The organism is Chitinophaga sp. W2I13 (assembly GCF_050434005.1).
Taxonomy (GTDB): Bacteria; Bacteroidota; Bacteroidia; order Chitinophagales; family Chitinophagaceae; genus Chitinophaga.
This window is the reverse complement of sequence record NZ_JBNPWD010000001.1, coordinates 5973997-5989926: the sequence shown is the minus strand read 5'-3', so window position 1 is coordinate 5989926 and position 15930 is coordinate 5973997. Positions and strand designations below refer to the sequence as shown.

Sequence of the window (15930 nt, the reverse complement as noted above, 5' to 3'; positions counted from 1 at the left end):
ACTAGCGGATGGTATTAAACACGTGAACAATAATTACTTCCTCTATAAATATCAGGAACATGGATACAATAACGGATACATTCGCTGCCTTACCCACGCCCGTGGTGCCCTGGCTTGCATTAAAACCCTGGTAACAACTCACAATGCCAATGGTAAACCCGTACAGGATAGCTTTAGTAAGAGCGGTGGTATAATCCAGGAAAGTGATCTGCGCAAAGGCGTTATCAAAAAACGATACCAGGCTGGTTTGTTCGTGCGCATGTACATCAAAGTAAGAACCCAAACAACCTATGAGGGCGTTATAAAACATGAGCAGAGGCAAACAAACCGTCATGGCAATGACGCGGGTAACCACCAGGTAACGGAAAGGGTTAATGGCAGATACCTCCATCGCATCAATCTGTTCTGTTACCTTCATCGATCCCAGCTCTGCGCCGATGCTCGAGCCCACCTTACCTGCGCAGATCAGGGCCGCGATCAGCGGCGCCAGCGCTCTCACCACCGCAATAGCCACCAGCGACGGCAGCCACGCAGTAACCCCGAACTCCGATAAAGTAGGACGGGACTGCTCCGTAAACACCACGCCGGTGATAAACCCCGTTACCGTAACAAGGGCCAGCGACTTATACCCCACCTGGTAACATTGCCGCACAAACTCGCCCCACTCAATAGGAGGCCGGAATGCCTCCCTGAAAAAGCGACCTATAAAGGCGGCGATATGATAAAACTGGAGAAAAAAGCCATCAATTTTTGCGGTTATGACCGGCTTATCCGATTTTCCGTTGGTAGAATTCATCTTCTTGTTAATGCTTACTCACTTATTACAATTCTATGCCGCTTTTGTTAAATACACAGATGTTAACGTCAGGCCCCGCTGTGATAGGATTTTTTGACGCCACGGCGCGGAAGCTGCTGCACAGGAGTAATCTCCCATGAGGATGTCCCTTCACACTACGGTCATTATCTTCCCCAACCGGACAAAAAAAATGCAGCGGAATGTTGTTCCGCTGCATTATCTGTGGTTGTAGACATATCATTACTATAACTGCATACTGATGCCGCCGAAATAATTCCTGCCCGGCGCAGGATTGTAATAACGGCCGCCAAAGGCGTTAAGATCGTTGCCCAGGCTGTAGTTTACGTTCAGCAGGTTATCGGCGCCCGCGCGCAAGCGGATGCTGCAACGCGAACGCAGCGGCAGTTTCCAGCTCACATTGGCCTGCAGCAAATGATAACCGCCGGCATACACGCTGTTGGCGTCGTTTAGCGGTATGCTGCTGGTAAAAGTATGCTGCGCATATAACGACACTGCCGCAGGGAACTGCCACAACAAACTGCTCACCAGCACATGCTGCGGCACACCGGTGAGTGCATTCCCCGAATAGTCTTTCCCATCAGCACTTACATAGTGGTTAAACCGGAAGTCACTCAGCGTATACCCTTCCTGCCACCGGATGCCGCGTAACACACCGCCGTTACGTGGCTTCATCAGCCACCACATGCCCTGTACCTCTATCCCTTTCTGCTGAACGCCGCCGGCATTGGTAAAAAACTCCTCGCCATTGTCGTGCTGCCGGAGCACAATGGCATTTTGCATTTTATAATAAAAGAAGGCCGCATCGATTGTTGCCGTGTGGTTACGGGAAGCCGCGCGTACACCGGCTTCATAGTTCCAGCCGGTTTCGGGTTGCAACGCCGTGTTGATCACGTTGTCGGATGCACGAACTTCTGCCGTAGCCGGTGGGGAATAGCCCCTGCTAACCGTAATACGGCCTGTTACCTGTGGCGTAAACAGGTACGACAGCGAGAAGCGCGGCATCAGCTGCGGCGTGAAGTTGATTTTCGTGTGCCCGTTGCTGTTGTAGCGGTAACCATAATAATTTAAACTGGCCGCTGCCTCAAAGGTAAATGCGCTCACATTGGCCTGGAAGCGGGTAAAGAAAAAGTACTGATCCGCTTTTAGCTTATCGGCAGCCATCACCGTATCGCGCTTACCTTGCTTGTTACCGTAATTGATCACGTCGGTGGTGGTTTGCTGCCACTCGGCGCCGTTCAGCCATTTCCATTGGAACGGCGAGCTGCGCTGCGGATCGTTGGTCCATTGCAGGTAGGTGCGGAAGCCGGCGGTATTTTCATCCCGCGCTTCATAGTTGGTGATAAAAGGATTTTCAAAATGAGTATTGGCCCCGAACACCGAGAGCACATGCTGTAGCCGTGGGGTAAACTGCGCTTCGTGGACCAGTCCGCCCTGGAAAGTACGGTTATAGATGCCTGCCTTTTGCGCTACCGCGCCTGGTGTAGCGGGCGTGCCGGGCCTGGCGGCACGGGGATTGGCTTCGCTCTGCGCCAGGGTTAATCCTCCCGGCGTGAGGTACGACAGATCCGAGTAAAATGCCAGCAGCTTCAGTGCGTAGCCCGGTTTGTATTCCCAGCGTTGAGCCGTTTGGGTATAAGACCGCTTCATGGCGGTATTTTCACGGTAGCCATCTGCCCGCTGGTATCCCTGGAATACCTGTACCTGGTAATTTTTCCATTGCTGCTGCCAGGCCGCACTGCCGTGAAACAGGCCATAGCTGCCGCCTTGCAGGTTCACCTGCAGGTGGTGCGTGTCAGCCGGTGGGGGGAAAAGGTCCAGTCGCACCACCCCGCCGGAATTAGCGCCAAACAAGCTGCCGTCCGGTCCTTTCAGTATTTCCGCCCGGCTTATCGCATCAGCGTCTGTAAGATTGAGATAGGTATTGCCCCCGGCATCGGTCAGCGGGATATCATCTGCATAAATTTTAATATTCCGGATACCAAAGGGAGAACGGAGCAAACTACCCCTGATGGATAAACGATAACTGCCCGGCGAGCGCTCCTCCATTCGTATGCCCGGCACCGTATTTATGGCGGGCAACAGGGAAGCGCCCTGCTGAAGCTGCATGTCGGCGGGCGACAGGATACTCACGGCGGTGGGTACACGCTGCAGCGAAGCTTTTGAATAATAGGATTGCACCACCACCTCCGGCAACTGCTGCAAGGTGTCCTGCTGGGCCTTTAGCCCCGGAGAAAAGGATAGCATGGTTAATAAAATGCCTGCCGGCAAAACGCTCATTCGCATGTCAGTAATTCTTTATCCGCCGCGGAAGACGGTCATCTTTCGGCTTAAGATATAAATATTTCTGCGAATGCAACCGCTATTTGTGTGAAACTGTTATACGCCTGTTTTGGTGGTAATCCGCACCTGGTGTGTATTGAACACCTGCGAATATGGCGGAACACTTTTCGTGATAAAAACGCTGCCGCCAATAATACTGCCCTGCCCGATCACGGTATTACCGCCCAGGATGGTACTGCGCGCATAAATGATCACGTTGTCCTCTACCGTAGGATGCCTTTTTACATCCGACAACTCCTTTGTTACATGCAATGCACCCAGCGTTACGCCCTGGTATATCACTACATTGGAGCCGATGATACTGGTGGCCCCAATCACGATGCCCGTACCGTGATCTATAATGAAGGGCACACTGATGGTGGCGTTAGGATGAATATCGATCCCCGTTTTGCCATGTGCAAACTCACTGATGATCCGCGGCAATACCGGTATATCCAGTTGCGTTAGCCGGTTGGCAATGCGATATACTGTGATGGCATAAAATCCCGGGTACGATACAATTACCTCGTTCACACTGGTGGCGGCGGGGTCGTATTCGTGTATTTTAGCAGCATCCTGGCGAAGGTGCTGATAAATGGTTCCCAATGAGTTATAAAAGGCGTTTACAATTTCTTCTATAGGTACCTCGCGGGGGTCCAGGTAACTGAGCAGGATATTCTCCAGGTCTATCTGGTTCTTTTTTAAGATGCCCTCATAGGAGGTTTGTTTAGGGAGATGATTTCCCGGGAATAAAAAACCAACCAGGTCGTTCAGCCAGGTAATGGCATCGTGGGCAGACGGCGTAGCTTCCCACTCCGCATGATGCGTTTTCCTGAGCAAACTGATTAATGTTTGGGTATGCTTGTTATCCATACGGGTGTGGGATTTACCGGTAAGATATGAATAATCTACTAAATTAGTAGGGTAATGTTTTAAAAGAAGAAAATAAGCGGCAGGCCGGGATAATATGTAATTTTGCGGCTCATCCTGTTTTTTATGAGACCAGTTTTTGCTTTTATCTGCGCCCTGCTGACAGCAGGCGCCACATCTGCCCAGGACAGCAGCAGGTTCCGGATTAACATCGCCCATCTCACCGGTAACCTGTACGTATATACGTCCTATGGAGAATTCAAGAATGTGGTCTACCCTACCAATGGCGTGTATGCGGTAACAAAAAAGGGCGTGGTAGTAATGGACACGCCCTGGAGCGTAGATCAAACCCGGCAGCTGGCAGACAGCATCCTGAAAAAGCACCACCGCAAAATTACTTACTGCATCGTTACGCATTTTCATGAAGACAGAACCGCCGGTCTCGACCTCTTCAAAAAACTGGGCGTAAAAACCTACAGCAGTACCGCTACACTGGAATTGTGCAAGGCCAAAGGAGAAAAACAGGCGCAGTATGTATTTACCAAAGACACCACTTTTAATATAGGCGGTGTGAAAATACAAACTTACTATCCTGGCGAAGGACATACGAAAGATAATATCGTTGCCTGGTTCCCTGCCACAAAAGTATTGTACGGCGGCTGCTTTATAAAAAGCAGTAAAGCAAAAGATATTGGTTATACCGGCGATGGCAACGTAAAAGCATGGCCTGCCAGCGTAGCAAGAGTGAAACAACAATTTCCCAACCCGGCTTATGTTATTCCTGGTCATGATGCCTGGCGCGACAGCCCAGCTGCCATGTTCTCCCGCACATTAGAACTGCTTTCCTTGTAAACGCACACTTAAAGTAAAACTTTAAGTAGAGATGAAAATTGATTAAAATTCTCATTAATCATCCTTTCTAAAATATATGAAAACCAGCATAATATGAAATACATGTGGTTTAAAGCTTTAACGCCTCACCTGGGCGCATTAGTCCTTTTTGTGACCCTGGCGTTTGTGTTTTGCAGCCCTGTATTGGATGGCAAACAACTATTGCAATCGGACATGATACATTACAAAGGCATGCAAAAAGAAGCGGCTGATTACTATGAAGCTACCGGCGATATTCCTCTTTGGACCAACAGCATGTTTGGTGGTATGCCCACCTATGTCATCTACACCGGTCCCTCCACCAACAAAGTAGGAATACTGAACCGCGCGTTTGCCTTATACCTTCCCAACCCGGTAGACATGTTTTTTATGCTGATGATGGGCATGTATGTGCTGCTGTGTGTACTGGGGTTTAAATACTGGATACGGATAACCGGGGCCATCGCCTATGGCTTTGCCACCTTCACCATTACCAGCATCGACGCGGGGCATATCACCAAGGTAATGAGCATGGCCTACATGGCGCCGGTGCTGGCCGGCATTATCCTGGCTTACCGCAAACAATACCTCGCAGGCGGAAGTCTCACTGCCCTGGCTGCGGCGGTGATGATCTACAACAACCACCCGCAGATCACCTATTACACCGGCATCATCGCCCTATGCGCAGCCGTAGCTGCCGGCATACACGCCTTCCGCGAAAAGCAGCTCCCGGCATTTTTCAAAGCGTCACTGGTATTGATGGCGGCCGGTATCATGGCGATCCTGCCCTCCATGGATAACCTGCTTATCATGAAAGAGTATACCAGCTATACGATCCGGGGCAGCCAGTCGGAGTTAACGCAGCCGGATAAAGCCGCCAAAAAATCCGGCGGTCTCGATATCGCCTATGCATTTCAATGGAGCTACGGCAAAGGAGAAACCTTTACCATGCTGTTGCCTCACCTGGTAGGCGGATCTACTTCGGAGAAATTGTCGACCAGCTCCCACGTTTACCAAACCCTCACCGATATCGGCGTACCGCCGGCAAAAGCAGCGGAAGCCGTGGAACGCCCGTCGTGGCAGCTATACTGGGGCGGCCAGCCCTTCACCGGTGGCCCCGTTTACATCGGCGTAATCATCTGCTTCCTGTTTGTGCTTGGCTTGTTCATCGTTCACAGCTGGCATAAATGGTGGCTGATAGCCGCCACCGTTATCGGCATACTCCTCAGCTGGGGCGCCAACTTCCCGGAACTGAACAACTTCCTCTTTTATCATCTTCCGTTATACAGCAAGTTCCGCGCACCTACAATGGCGCTGGTGATCCCGCAGGTAACCATGGTGATCCTCGCATGCTGGGCTTTACAGGAGTTATTATATGGTAAGCAGACAAAAGCCTGGCTGGAACAACACCTCAAAATGACGCTGTATGTAACCGGCGGCCTGGTATTACTGCTGGCCATTGGCGGCAGTGTGGTATATGCCTTCAATGGCCCTAACGACAGTAACATCCTTGCGCGGTATACACAAATGCTGGGAGGCGAAATTCCCGCCGCCAGGTTATTGAATGCCCTCAAACAAGACCGCAGCGCCATTCTGCGGGCCGATGGTATCCGTGCACTGGTGTTTATGCTGATCGCCTTTGCCGCCCTCTGGTTCTCCCTGAAAGAAAAATTAAAACCGGTATACGCAGCGGGCATTGTCGCCTTTGCGGTACTCTTCGATCTCTTCCAGGTGGATAAAAATTATCTGAATGAAGACAGCTTCATGGAAGTGTCCCGCCTGGAAAACTATATTGCCCCATCCCCGGCAGATGAGATGATCCTGCGCGATAAAGACCCCTATTACCGGGTGCTTAACGCCACCACCAATCCTTTTCTTGATGCCAATACCAGCTACTTTCATAAATCCATAGGCGGCCAGAGCCCGGCGAAACTCTGGATCTATGAAGACCTGATCCAACACCAGCTCACCAAAAACAATATGGCTGTGTTCAATATGCTGAACACCCGCTACTTTATTGTGCCCGACCAGCGGAGCGGTCAGCCGGTAGCCCAACGCAACCCCGGCGCACTGGGCAATGCCTGGTTTGTAAAAGCCATCCAGTGGGCGCCTAACGCCAACGCAGAAATGAAAGCACTCGATCATTTTAACCCGGCAGATACGGTGATTATTGACCAGCGCTTTCAGCAAACCACCGGCGCCTTCATACCTGCGGCCGACAGCAATGCGCGCATCGTACTGGATAAATATGGTCTCAATGAACTGAAGTATACTGCTGTGAATACCAGGGCGGGCCTCGGCGTGTTCTCCGATATTTATTACCCTGCCGGTTGGAAAGCTTTTATCGATGGTAAGGAAACACCTATCCTCCGTGTAAACTATGCCTTGCGTGGCCTCATGGTGCCGGCGGGGAAACATGAAATTGTATTCCGGTTTGAGCCGGCCACCTTCTTCCTCGGAAGAAAGATCTCCACGATATCTTCTATCCTGTTACTGGTGGCGGTAGCAGCAGGGTTTATCCTGGCATGGAGGAAGCAGGGCACCACATAACGCAACACCATTTTCATCACAGCAAACAAGACTTCTGTCACATTGTAAATTAAGGATCCGTGCGGGCAGTTATTTTTAGGGAACAAAGGAGAACCCAGTTCTCCACCCAAAACTATCCGCTATGTTCAAAAATTATTGCAGGCACGGCTGGAGAAATCTCCTTAAAAACAAACTCTCCACCCTTATTAATATAGGAGGCCTCTCCCTTGGTTTGGCTACCGGTATCATCATCCTGTTGTGGATCCATGGGGAAGTCAGCTACGATTCCTTCCACCAGCATAATACGGACATTCATCTGCTGATGAACAATCAGTACCACGAAGGCCGGTGGTTTACCGGCGACGTTACACCGGCGCCACTGGCAGAGAAAATAAAACGGGAGTTCCCCGAAATAAAATATACCACGCGCCAGGTTTATGGCGGGCAACAACTGCTCAGCACCGGTAAGAAAAGTATTTACCAGCAAAGCGTGTACGCAGATCCTGATTACTTCAACATCTTTACTTTCCCGGCTATATCCGGTAACCCGGTTGCCGCCCTTCAGGACCCCGGCGCCATTATACTCTCGGAAAGTGCTGCCCACAGGCTGTTTGGCGACAAAGACCCTATTGGCAGCATTGTTAAACACAATAACCAGCATCACCTCCGGGTAGCAGCGGTAATCCGCGATGCACCGGAAAACAGTTCCATTCAATTCGACGTAGTACTCCCCTTCCGCCTTTATGAACTGGAGAATGCCGACTGGATCAACCGCTGGGACAATTACCGTGTCGGCAGCTTTGCGTTGTTGCAACCCGGAAGCAGCGTGGATGGCTTTAACAAAAAGCTGAAGAAAGCAAAGCTCACTGGTACCACGGATAGTACCAGCTACCTGTTTGCCTACCCGTTCACCGCGCTGCACCTGCACGGTGGTTTCAGAAATGGTGAGCCCAGCGGCGGCCGCATAGAGATCATGATGCTGCTGGGCACCATCGGCCTTTTTATTTTACTGATTGCGTGTATTAATTTTATGAACCTTTCCACTGCGCGTGCAGAACGCCGCGCCAGGGAAGTAGGCGTAAGGAAAGCGCTTGGCGCCTCCCGCATCACCATCATCTTTCAATTTCTCATAGAAGCGCTAATCATCACCTTTGGCGCCTTGCTCCTGGGAATATTGCTGGTGAAACTGGCGCTGCCGGGGCTTAACAGCGTATCCGGCAAAAATATCCACCTCGATTTTATGAACTGGCAGGTATGGACAGGGATATCATTACTGCTCCTGTTCACCGGCCTCGTTGCGGGTAGTTATCCGGCCTTTTTCCTCAGCAGCTTCCGGCCTGTAAAAGTATTGAAGGGCGTGATATCCACCAATCGTGGCGGCGGGCTATTCCGGAAAAGCCTGGTCACCTTCCAGTTTATCATCTCTATTTTTCTCATTATCTCCACCATCGTGATATACCGGCAGCTGCAGTACGGCGAAAACCGGCCAGTGGGTTACAACAAGGACAATCTTCTGGAAATACCCGCCCGCGGCGAAATGGCTAACAAGTACAACCTGCTGCAGGAAGATCTGCTGCGTATTCCTGAAATAGAAAACGTGTCTGCCGGTACAGACGACCTGCTGAGGTTTGGCGGCGCCACCGATGGTATTGCCTGGCCCGGGAAAACAGCGGATCAGAATTTCCCTATTAATATTACCTGGGTGAAATACGACTGGGTAAAAACCGCCGGGCTGCAACTGGCTGCAGGACGCGATTTCAGCACGGAATATGGCAGCGATTCCACCGGGTGCCTGGTGAATGAAGCCGCAGTAAAGAAAATGGGATTGAAAGAACCGGTGGTGGGCACATTACTCGGCACTAATTCGATCATCGGGGTAGTGAAAGACTTTGTAATTAATAACCCTTACCAGGCGGCGCCACCGCTGGTTATCTATTTAGGCAACGGGCCTGTAAGTCATATTTTTGTGCGGCTCCGTAAAACAGATCACCCGGAAACAGCCCTTGCCAAGATAGAAGCGGCTCTCAAAAAAAGTAATCCTGAATTTCCTTTTGAATTCAGCTTCATCAAAGAAGCCTATCAAAAAATGTTTAACGGCGTGCGTTCGTCGGGCTTCATGTTCAACTGGACCAGCGGTCTCGCTATCCTGATCTCCTGCCTGGGATTATTTGGTTTATCTACCTACCTCGCAGAACGGCGCAGTAAAGAAATCGGCATCCGTAAAATTATGGGCGCCAGCGTAGGCCGGATCTGGTATATGCTCGCCAAAGAATTCCTGAAACCCGTATTCATTGCCTTTGTGATTACGGTGCCGCTGGCGGTATTGGCCATGCAGGCCGCCCTGCGCAATATAGATTACCGCATATCACTGCAATGGTGGATGTTTGCGGCAGCAGGCATACTTACTGCGCTCATTGCATTACTGACCATCAGCTATCAGGGTACGAAAGCTGCGATGGCCAATCCTGTAAAGGCATTGCAATCGGAATAAAATAAATCAGGAGTGGGTAAGCAGATGTTCCGGCGCCTCCAGCAACGACTGGGTTTGCAGTAACATCTCTTTCATCTTCATCTTAAAGCGGGTGGCAGCAGAAGTTTCATCCGGTATAACGGTTTCCTGCAGCTCGCTCTGGAAGAGCACCTGGAGATTTCCTTTCAGTCTATACAGATCGCTCTGTTTAGCCAAACCGGCAGCAAATCCTGCTTCCCTGATAGCCTGTTGCTGATCGGGTTCAAAAGAGGCTGCATACCAGATAACCGGCACCTGTTTCAGGCGCTTGATCTTTCTCAGCTCACGCAAGAAATGGGGCGTTTCATCTGAAGGTAACAGGCTGTCTAAGAAAATGTAGTCCGGGACAAGGCTGGTGTGCTTCTTAAAATAGTCCAGCGCTTTGCTGGTGTTATCCTGTGCTATGCAGGCCTTGCTCACATTCAGGAGGTCCAGCGCAAGGTAAAACTGGTTACGCCGGTCGCGGTCCGGGTCAATTAGTAAGCTGATTAATTTCTCTCTCATTGCAGGGCAGTTTTAATGGCAGGATAAATCGGTAACAATTCGTACTATGAAAAACAAAAGAGGAAAAAGAAAAGTTGTAACTGCTGCAAAAGTACAGCAGGAAATGTTCCTGAAAAAATCAGCGACCGGCAATCCCCCTCCTTTCTTCAGAAAAGAAACACAATTAACAAAAACACAACAGATCGGGCACCTTTACATTGGCAGGATCACTTTAAAGTCAGCGCCCTTGTCCGGTACACCATTCGCATAAATTCCTCCTTTATGATTCAGTACAATTTTGTTACACAGGGCCAGCCCTATTCCTGTTCCTTCATAGGCGGTACGGTCGTTTAACCGTTGAAAGATCTGGAAGATTTTATCGGCATAAATCTGGTCGAACCCGATACCATTATCCGATACCGTTATGGTGCAGTAGGTCCTGCCCGGGTCCAGGTCCGGTAATGCCACGGCGTCGGCAGGGCTGAGCGGTTCCGCGTAAATGTTGATCACCGGCTTTCTTCCGGGCGACAAAAACTTAATAGCGTTTCCGATAAGGTTATGAAACAGCTGGTTCATCTGCAGCGGGCTTACTATAAGCCTGGGCAGTTCTTTTGCGTCAATGGTAACGTCATGCTGACCGATCACCACTTCGAAATCCGTCAGTACATTTTTCACGATTTCGTTGAGGTCTGTTTCCACAAACGGATCTTTTACGTGCACCAGCCGGGAGTAATCCAGCAGTTCGCTGATCAGGAGCGACATCCGTTTGGCGCTTTGCATTACTTTTTCAATGTACATCCGCGATGTTTCCGAAAGGATGTCTTTGTTCACGTTATACAGCATGCCTGCAAACGTGTGGATCTTCCGGAGCGGTTCCTGCAAATCGTGGCTGGTTACATAGGCAAACTGTTCAAGTTCTCGGTTTGATTTTTCGAGATAGAAGTTCGCTTCCAGCAGCTCTTTGGTTCGCAGTTCCACCATGGCCTCCAGCTTAATGGCCAGCTGCATATATTGGGCTTCACTTTCCTGGAGCGCTTCGAATAATCTTTTTTGCTGTGTAATATCCCTGGCTATTTTGGAGGCGCCGATTACATTTCCCTGCATGTCTTTTATCGGGGAGATGGTCAGGGAAATATCCAGCAGTTGCCCGGCTTTGGTGACGCGCTTTGTTTCAAAGTGATCTACCCTGTTGCCCGACCTGAGCTGCCTAATGATCCGGGGTTCTTCATCCAGCCTGTCTTCCGGTATGATACGGGTGATGAGTTCCCCCTTCATTTCTGCAGCAGTATACCCGAACAACCTTTCTGCAGCAGGGTTCCAGCTGGTAATAACACCATCCAGTGTTTTACTGATAATGGCATCGTCTGAATTTTCCACGATGGCGGCCAGCCTGGATACATATTCTTCCGCAGTTTTCTGATCGGTAATATCTACCAGCATATTCACCGCGCCTTGCAGATTGCCGGCGCTGTCAAAAATCGGATCGGGGTATGGCTGGATGATGCGCCTGGAACCATCGGGTCTTTCTATCATGATCATCTTTCCTCTCACCGGCACGGCGCCTTTGATGGCCTCTGCCATCGGGCAGCTATCCAGGTCAATGGGAGTAGTGCCGTCGGGTTCATATATTTTCCAGGAACCACACCACATGTCTACTCCTGCTACGGGCGCCCGGCCCCACAATGTAACGGCGGCTGTATTATAAAGGAGCACGCGGCCTTCCTTATCACAGGTGTATACGGCGGCTGGCAATGCCTCCAGCAATTGCCGGTAATGCAACCCCGCGCTTTGCTGCTGGAGCTTTTCCCGGCAGGTCCGCATCTCGGCAGCCATATGCGGCAGGTAACCGTGATAGGCCTTGTGTACCGGCGCAGCATTACGAACCACCTGCTCGGCAGGTAAGTGCGCATAACCCACCGGAATGGAGATGGTAAAAGTGCTTCCCTCGCCGGGAATGCTGCTGATCTGCAACTCCCCGCCGTGCAGAAGAATGCCTTCATTGGCTACGGTCAGGCCCCGGCGGGTCCGGGGCGGCTCCTGCAATGCAGCGTTAATTTCAGACAACAGGCCAGGCGTGATGCCGATACCCGTATCTGCTATGGAAAGCAATACCTGGTTGCCCTCCTGCCTCAGCCTCACGGCCACTCCGCCCTTCAACGTATAGCTGATCGCGTTAGTGAGCAACGACAACAGGATCTGTTCCCAGATGTCCCTGTCTATATAAATATCTTCCGGAACAATATCCAGGTTAATAACGAGGGTTAATCCACCTTCCCGGATCACGGGTTCTACCTGCTCCAGGAGGGTCCTGGTGAAATTGCCCAGATCTGTTTTAACAAACGTAGGCGCCTTCCCGTTGTTCAGGGCTGCCCCCATAAAGAGGATGCCCGTATCGCCGGAATCGTCTCTTACAGGCATACCATTAAACTGGTAGCAACTGCCATCCGGCCGCATGAGCTGCAGCTGCGGCGCTGCTACCGCCGCTTCAGTAGCCGACCACAAGGCGGGCCATACCGTTACTGCCGGTTGCCCCATGGACAATGGATGCTGGCTGCCAAGTAATTCCCGGCATGCATCATTATAGATAAAAATATTTTCGTTACCCCAGCATAACAGCATGGGTTGCACGGAGGAGAGTAAAATCTGGATACAGGTCTTTAAACTTTGCGACCAATGATCTGCCGGCCCCAGGGGATTATCTGTCCAGTTAAAAGAACGGATCAACTCACCCGTTTCACCTCCGCCGGAGGGAAATTTATCTGACGCCGCAGCCGGTTCACTTAAAGTTGCCTTTGTCGGGGCATTTATCATTGTACAAAATATATAATCCTAAAATATATACTGGTTGATTCTAAGATGGGGGATGCCATTAAAATTCCACAATCAACTATAAAACCGTGTAATAAAATGCACAATCATCATCTATTCCGGCTTCAATATAAAACTGATCCTTCCGTTCGTTTCCATGTATGCCTGCTCTATTTCAGCAAGCGAGGCCTTCAGTGTTTCCAGTCTCAGGCTTTCCATGAGATCGGATTTACTCAAACAGGCCTTATTCATATTCTCCCATTTAATTTCTCCTGCATCATATAGCAGCAGTGGCTTTCCTTTTAGCAGCCGGTTGATCATATTGCTTTTCAAAGAGATCCAGGCCAGGCTCCTGTTGATAGCCACCATTACAGCGGCGGCGGCAACAGTACCTGAAAACGGCGAGGCGCCTACAATCACCCTGGCCAGCACTGCTCCCATCATAATTACAATAATCGTGTCGAAAGCTGATTTCTTCCCAAAAATGCGCATCCCTCCCAACCGGATGAGGGTCAGGGTAACAAAATACATGGCTACCGCCCTGACAGACATCTGCAGCACATTTAACTGATCGCCTTGTCCCCACAGGTTAGCCGCGGCACTCATTTTTCAGGAAATTTTATTTGCTCATAGGCAGGAGCTGCTTCTATATATCCAAGTGGCGTAAACTGTTTTCCTTCCTGCTCATTATAGTTAATAAAGAAAAGCTCTATTTCCCGGATGGTTTGCGCCGACACCGCATCCACTCCTTTATATAACCTGGATACCACCGGCACCGCTATGTAGCGGTCGTTCCGGACAATGGTGCCATCCCTTTCCTTTTGCTCTGCTTTAATAGCGCCCAGCAAACGGCATTTGATCAGGCAGCCGGGAAAGCTTTTAAACTCAGAGATCACCATCACATCCAGTGGATCTCCATCAGCACCCTTGGTTCCCAGGATAAAACCAAAATCATATGGGAAAACCATACCGGCGGGTAATATTTTACTGAGTACAAAAAACCGCGATGCAGGGTCGAAATCGTATTTTTCACTACTCCCTCTCGGAGTTTCAATAACAACAGGTAACTCTTTAATGATCATACGCACATTTTGTTGGTCTGGTTAAATAGGATAAAGAGGACTCAGCTGCGAAGAAACAAAAAAAGGACCAACCAACCCACATAAGGCATAATGATTGTACCGCAAAAGATAAACTTTGCGATATGGATACCTTTAACATACAACTCGACAATCACGAGACCGGGGTTACGCGCCACGACGAAGATGTGTTTATCGTTCGTCTTCCTGAAAAAACTATTTACGTGGAAAAAAGGCAGGACAATGAAGGAGCTAACCACTGGTTTGAACAGGGCAAGGATAATGAAACTTCCCTCACCGCTAATATTGGGGCCGCCATTGAGAACTGGCTGGCGAAACATAATTCCTGAATTTTTTTTTACAAAAAATATTGCCTGCTTATCTTGCAGGCAGTATTTTTATAAAGATGCTGATCACTGGTTTCCTTTATTATAAAAGATGAACAATCCATCTTTGCCGGCTACGATCACATCTTTTTTGCCTGATCCCGTAAGATCATGCGTCACAAAATATAATCCCGCTCCTTTTGATCCATAGCTGATCACCTGTTTGGTGAAAGAAGAGCCGTTCCATTTAAAATAATAGATACCGCAGGGATCATCGGAACCCGGATCATGATCATTGTGCGCACGGTAACGCTTTCCTGTGATCAGCTCCGGTTCCCCATCTCCATCTATATCTTCCCACAGCATGGTATGATATTGCGAATTGAAAGGATCAATGCCATGTTTGATCCATAGCCGCTTATTTGTTTTGCTGTCCTTCTTTTGCTCGTACCAGTCGAGCCCATAATCATGCCCTTGCCCTGCTATAAGATCAGGCAACCCATCCTTATTTACATCGGCTACTATTACCGGTACGCTGGCCGTGCCGAGGTTAAACTCCGGGTGGAAAGTCCATGCAGCACTGTAAGGCGATGCCGGCGCTTCTGCCCAGCCTTCCGGCACCACCAGGTCCGTACGTCCGTCGCCGTTAATATCACCGCTGCCCAGGCCATGCCCCGATTTGCGGTCCAGTATTGTATGCGCGGTAAATGCTGCACTGCCTTTGGTATAATAATGATATACCACCAGCGGATCATTCGGCGTATTGGGAATTATTTCGGGAATACCGTCGCCATCCAGGTCCCATGCGCGGGTGGTTTCAATATTGCCGGGTGTGGCGATCACATGTTCTTTCCATTCGTTGTCGTTCCCCGGGTTCTCCTTCCATACCAGCGTTTTCCCAAACCAGCCGCCGGTCACATAATCCATGCGGCCATCGCCGTTTACATCAAAAGGAATGGTGGAGAAGTCATCCCAGTATTCGCCAAACTGCTTTACCGGGCCAATATAATGACGCTTGAAGTAAGCCGGTCCTTCATACCAGAAAGCACCGGATACCAGGTCAGGGATCTTGTCATTGTTTACGTCCATCACCGCTACCGATTCATAGCTTTCTGCAGCGATCTGCCGCTTTTCAAATTTCAGGGGCGCAGGACCTTTGGCAGATTGGGCGGAAACCGCTGCAGTCAATAACAATAATCCTGCAACAGGAACAAGGCGTTTTTTCATATCGAACAGTTAAACGTGGAATAGAACAAGATAATGAATACCTGTAATAAACTATCCTGTAGTGTCCTGATGGGTCAGGAAGTATCCCCGCTG

The 15930-nt window shown here is 49.9% G+C and carries 12 protein-coding genes; 4 read left to right on the top strand and 8 right to left on the bottom strand.

The window, feature by feature from the left end:
- Position 1: 1 nt before the first annotated feature.
- The 3 genes from QFZ48_RS24665 to QFZ48_RS24655 all read right to left on the bottom strand — a co-directional run bounded on the left by QFZ48_RS24665 (position 2) and on the right by QFZ48_RS24655 (position 4009).
- Positions 2-796, bottom strand: coding sequence for an MlaE family ABC transporter permease (locus QFZ48_RS24665; protein ID WP_429048647.1), 795 nt, complete (start codon positions 794-796; stop codon positions 2-4).
- A gap of 243 nt (positions 797-1039) precedes the next feature.
- Entirely contained in the window at positions 1040-3100 is a 2061-nt protein-coding gene (locus QFZ48_RS24660) for a TonB-dependent receptor (RefSeq protein ID WP_429064158.1), read from the bottom strand.
- A 93-nt stretch (positions 3101-3193) separates the two neighbouring features.
- On the bottom strand, positions 3194-4009 hold the full coding sequence (locus QFZ48_RS24655; RefSeq protein ID WP_429064157.1) for a serine O-acetyltransferase: 816 nt from the start codon (positions 4007-4009) through the stop codon (positions 3194-3196).
- A gap of 123 nt (positions 4010-4132) precedes the next feature.
- On the opposite strand from QFZ48_RS24655, the gene bla reads away from it, so the two are divergent.
- The 3 genes from bla to QFZ48_RS24640 all read left to right on the top strand — a co-directional run bounded on the left by bla (position 4133) and on the right by QFZ48_RS24640 (position 9896).
- Positions 4133-4858, top strand: coding sequence for a BlaB/IND/MUS family subclass B1 metallo-beta-lactamase (bla, locus tag QFZ48_RS24650; protein ID WP_429064154.1), 726 nt, complete (start codon positions 4133-4135; stop codon positions 4856-4858).
- Between the two features lie 93 nt (positions 4859-4951).
- Entirely contained in the window at positions 4952-7426 is a 2475-nt protein-coding gene (locus QFZ48_RS24645; RefSeq protein WP_429064153.1) for a YfhO family protein, read from the top strand.
- 121 nt (positions 7427-7547) lie between these two features.
- Complete coding sequence (locus QFZ48_RS24640) at positions 7548-9896, top strand: ABC transporter permease (RefSeq protein ID WP_429064151.1); 2349 nt, start codon at positions 7548-7550, stop codon at positions 9894-9896.
- 6 nt (positions 9897-9902) lie between these two features.
- Here the strand turns inward: QFZ48_RS24640 and QFZ48_RS24635 are convergent, their stop codons facing one another.
- The 4 genes from QFZ48_RS24635 to QFZ48_RS24620 all read right to left on the bottom strand — a co-directional run bounded on the left by QFZ48_RS24635 (position 9903) and on the right by QFZ48_RS24620 (position 14287).
- Positions 9903-10418, bottom strand: coding sequence for a hypothetical protein (locus QFZ48_RS24635; protein ID WP_429048658.1), 516 nt, complete (start codon positions 10416-10418; stop codon positions 9903-9905).
- 192 nt (positions 10419-10610) lie between these two features.
- On the bottom strand, positions 10611-13208 hold the full coding sequence (locus QFZ48_RS24630) for a PAS domain S-box protein (protein ID WP_429064150.1): 2598 nt from the start codon (positions 13206-13208) through the stop codon (positions 10611-10613).
- 111 nt (positions 13209-13319) lie between these two features.
- Positions 13320-13811 (bottom strand): DUF421 domain-containing protein, encoded by a 492-nt coding sequence (locus QFZ48_RS24625; RefSeq protein WP_429064149.1) that lies wholly within the window; start codon positions 13809-13811, stop codon positions 13320-13322.
- The gene (locus QFZ48_RS24620; RefSeq protein WP_429048661.1) at positions 13808-14287 is read right to left on the bottom strand and encodes an inorganic diphosphatase; all 480 of its coding nucleotides are present in this window, start codon (positions 14285-14287) and stop codon (positions 13808-13810) included. Before QFZ48_RS24620 ends, QFZ48_RS24625 begins: the two co-directional genes overlap by 4 nt.
- A gap of 122 nt (positions 14288-14409) precedes the next feature.
- On the opposite strand from QFZ48_RS24620, the gene QFZ48_RS24615 reads away from it, so the two are divergent.
- A complete protein-coding gene (locus QFZ48_RS24615; protein WP_429048663.1) occupies positions 14410-14634 on the top strand; it encodes a hypothetical protein in 225 nt (74 codons plus the stop codon).
- A 63-nt stretch (positions 14635-14697) separates the two neighbouring features.
- Here QFZ48_RS24615 and QFZ48_RS24610 read toward each other — a convergent pair whose 3' ends face one another.
- Positions 14698-15837: an FG-GAP-like repeat-containing protein gene (locus QFZ48_RS24610; RefSeq protein WP_429064146.1), complete on the bottom strand. Its 1140-nt coding sequence runs from the start codon at positions 15835-15837 to the stop codon at positions 14698-14700.
- Positions 15838-15930: the final 93 nt, after the last annotated feature.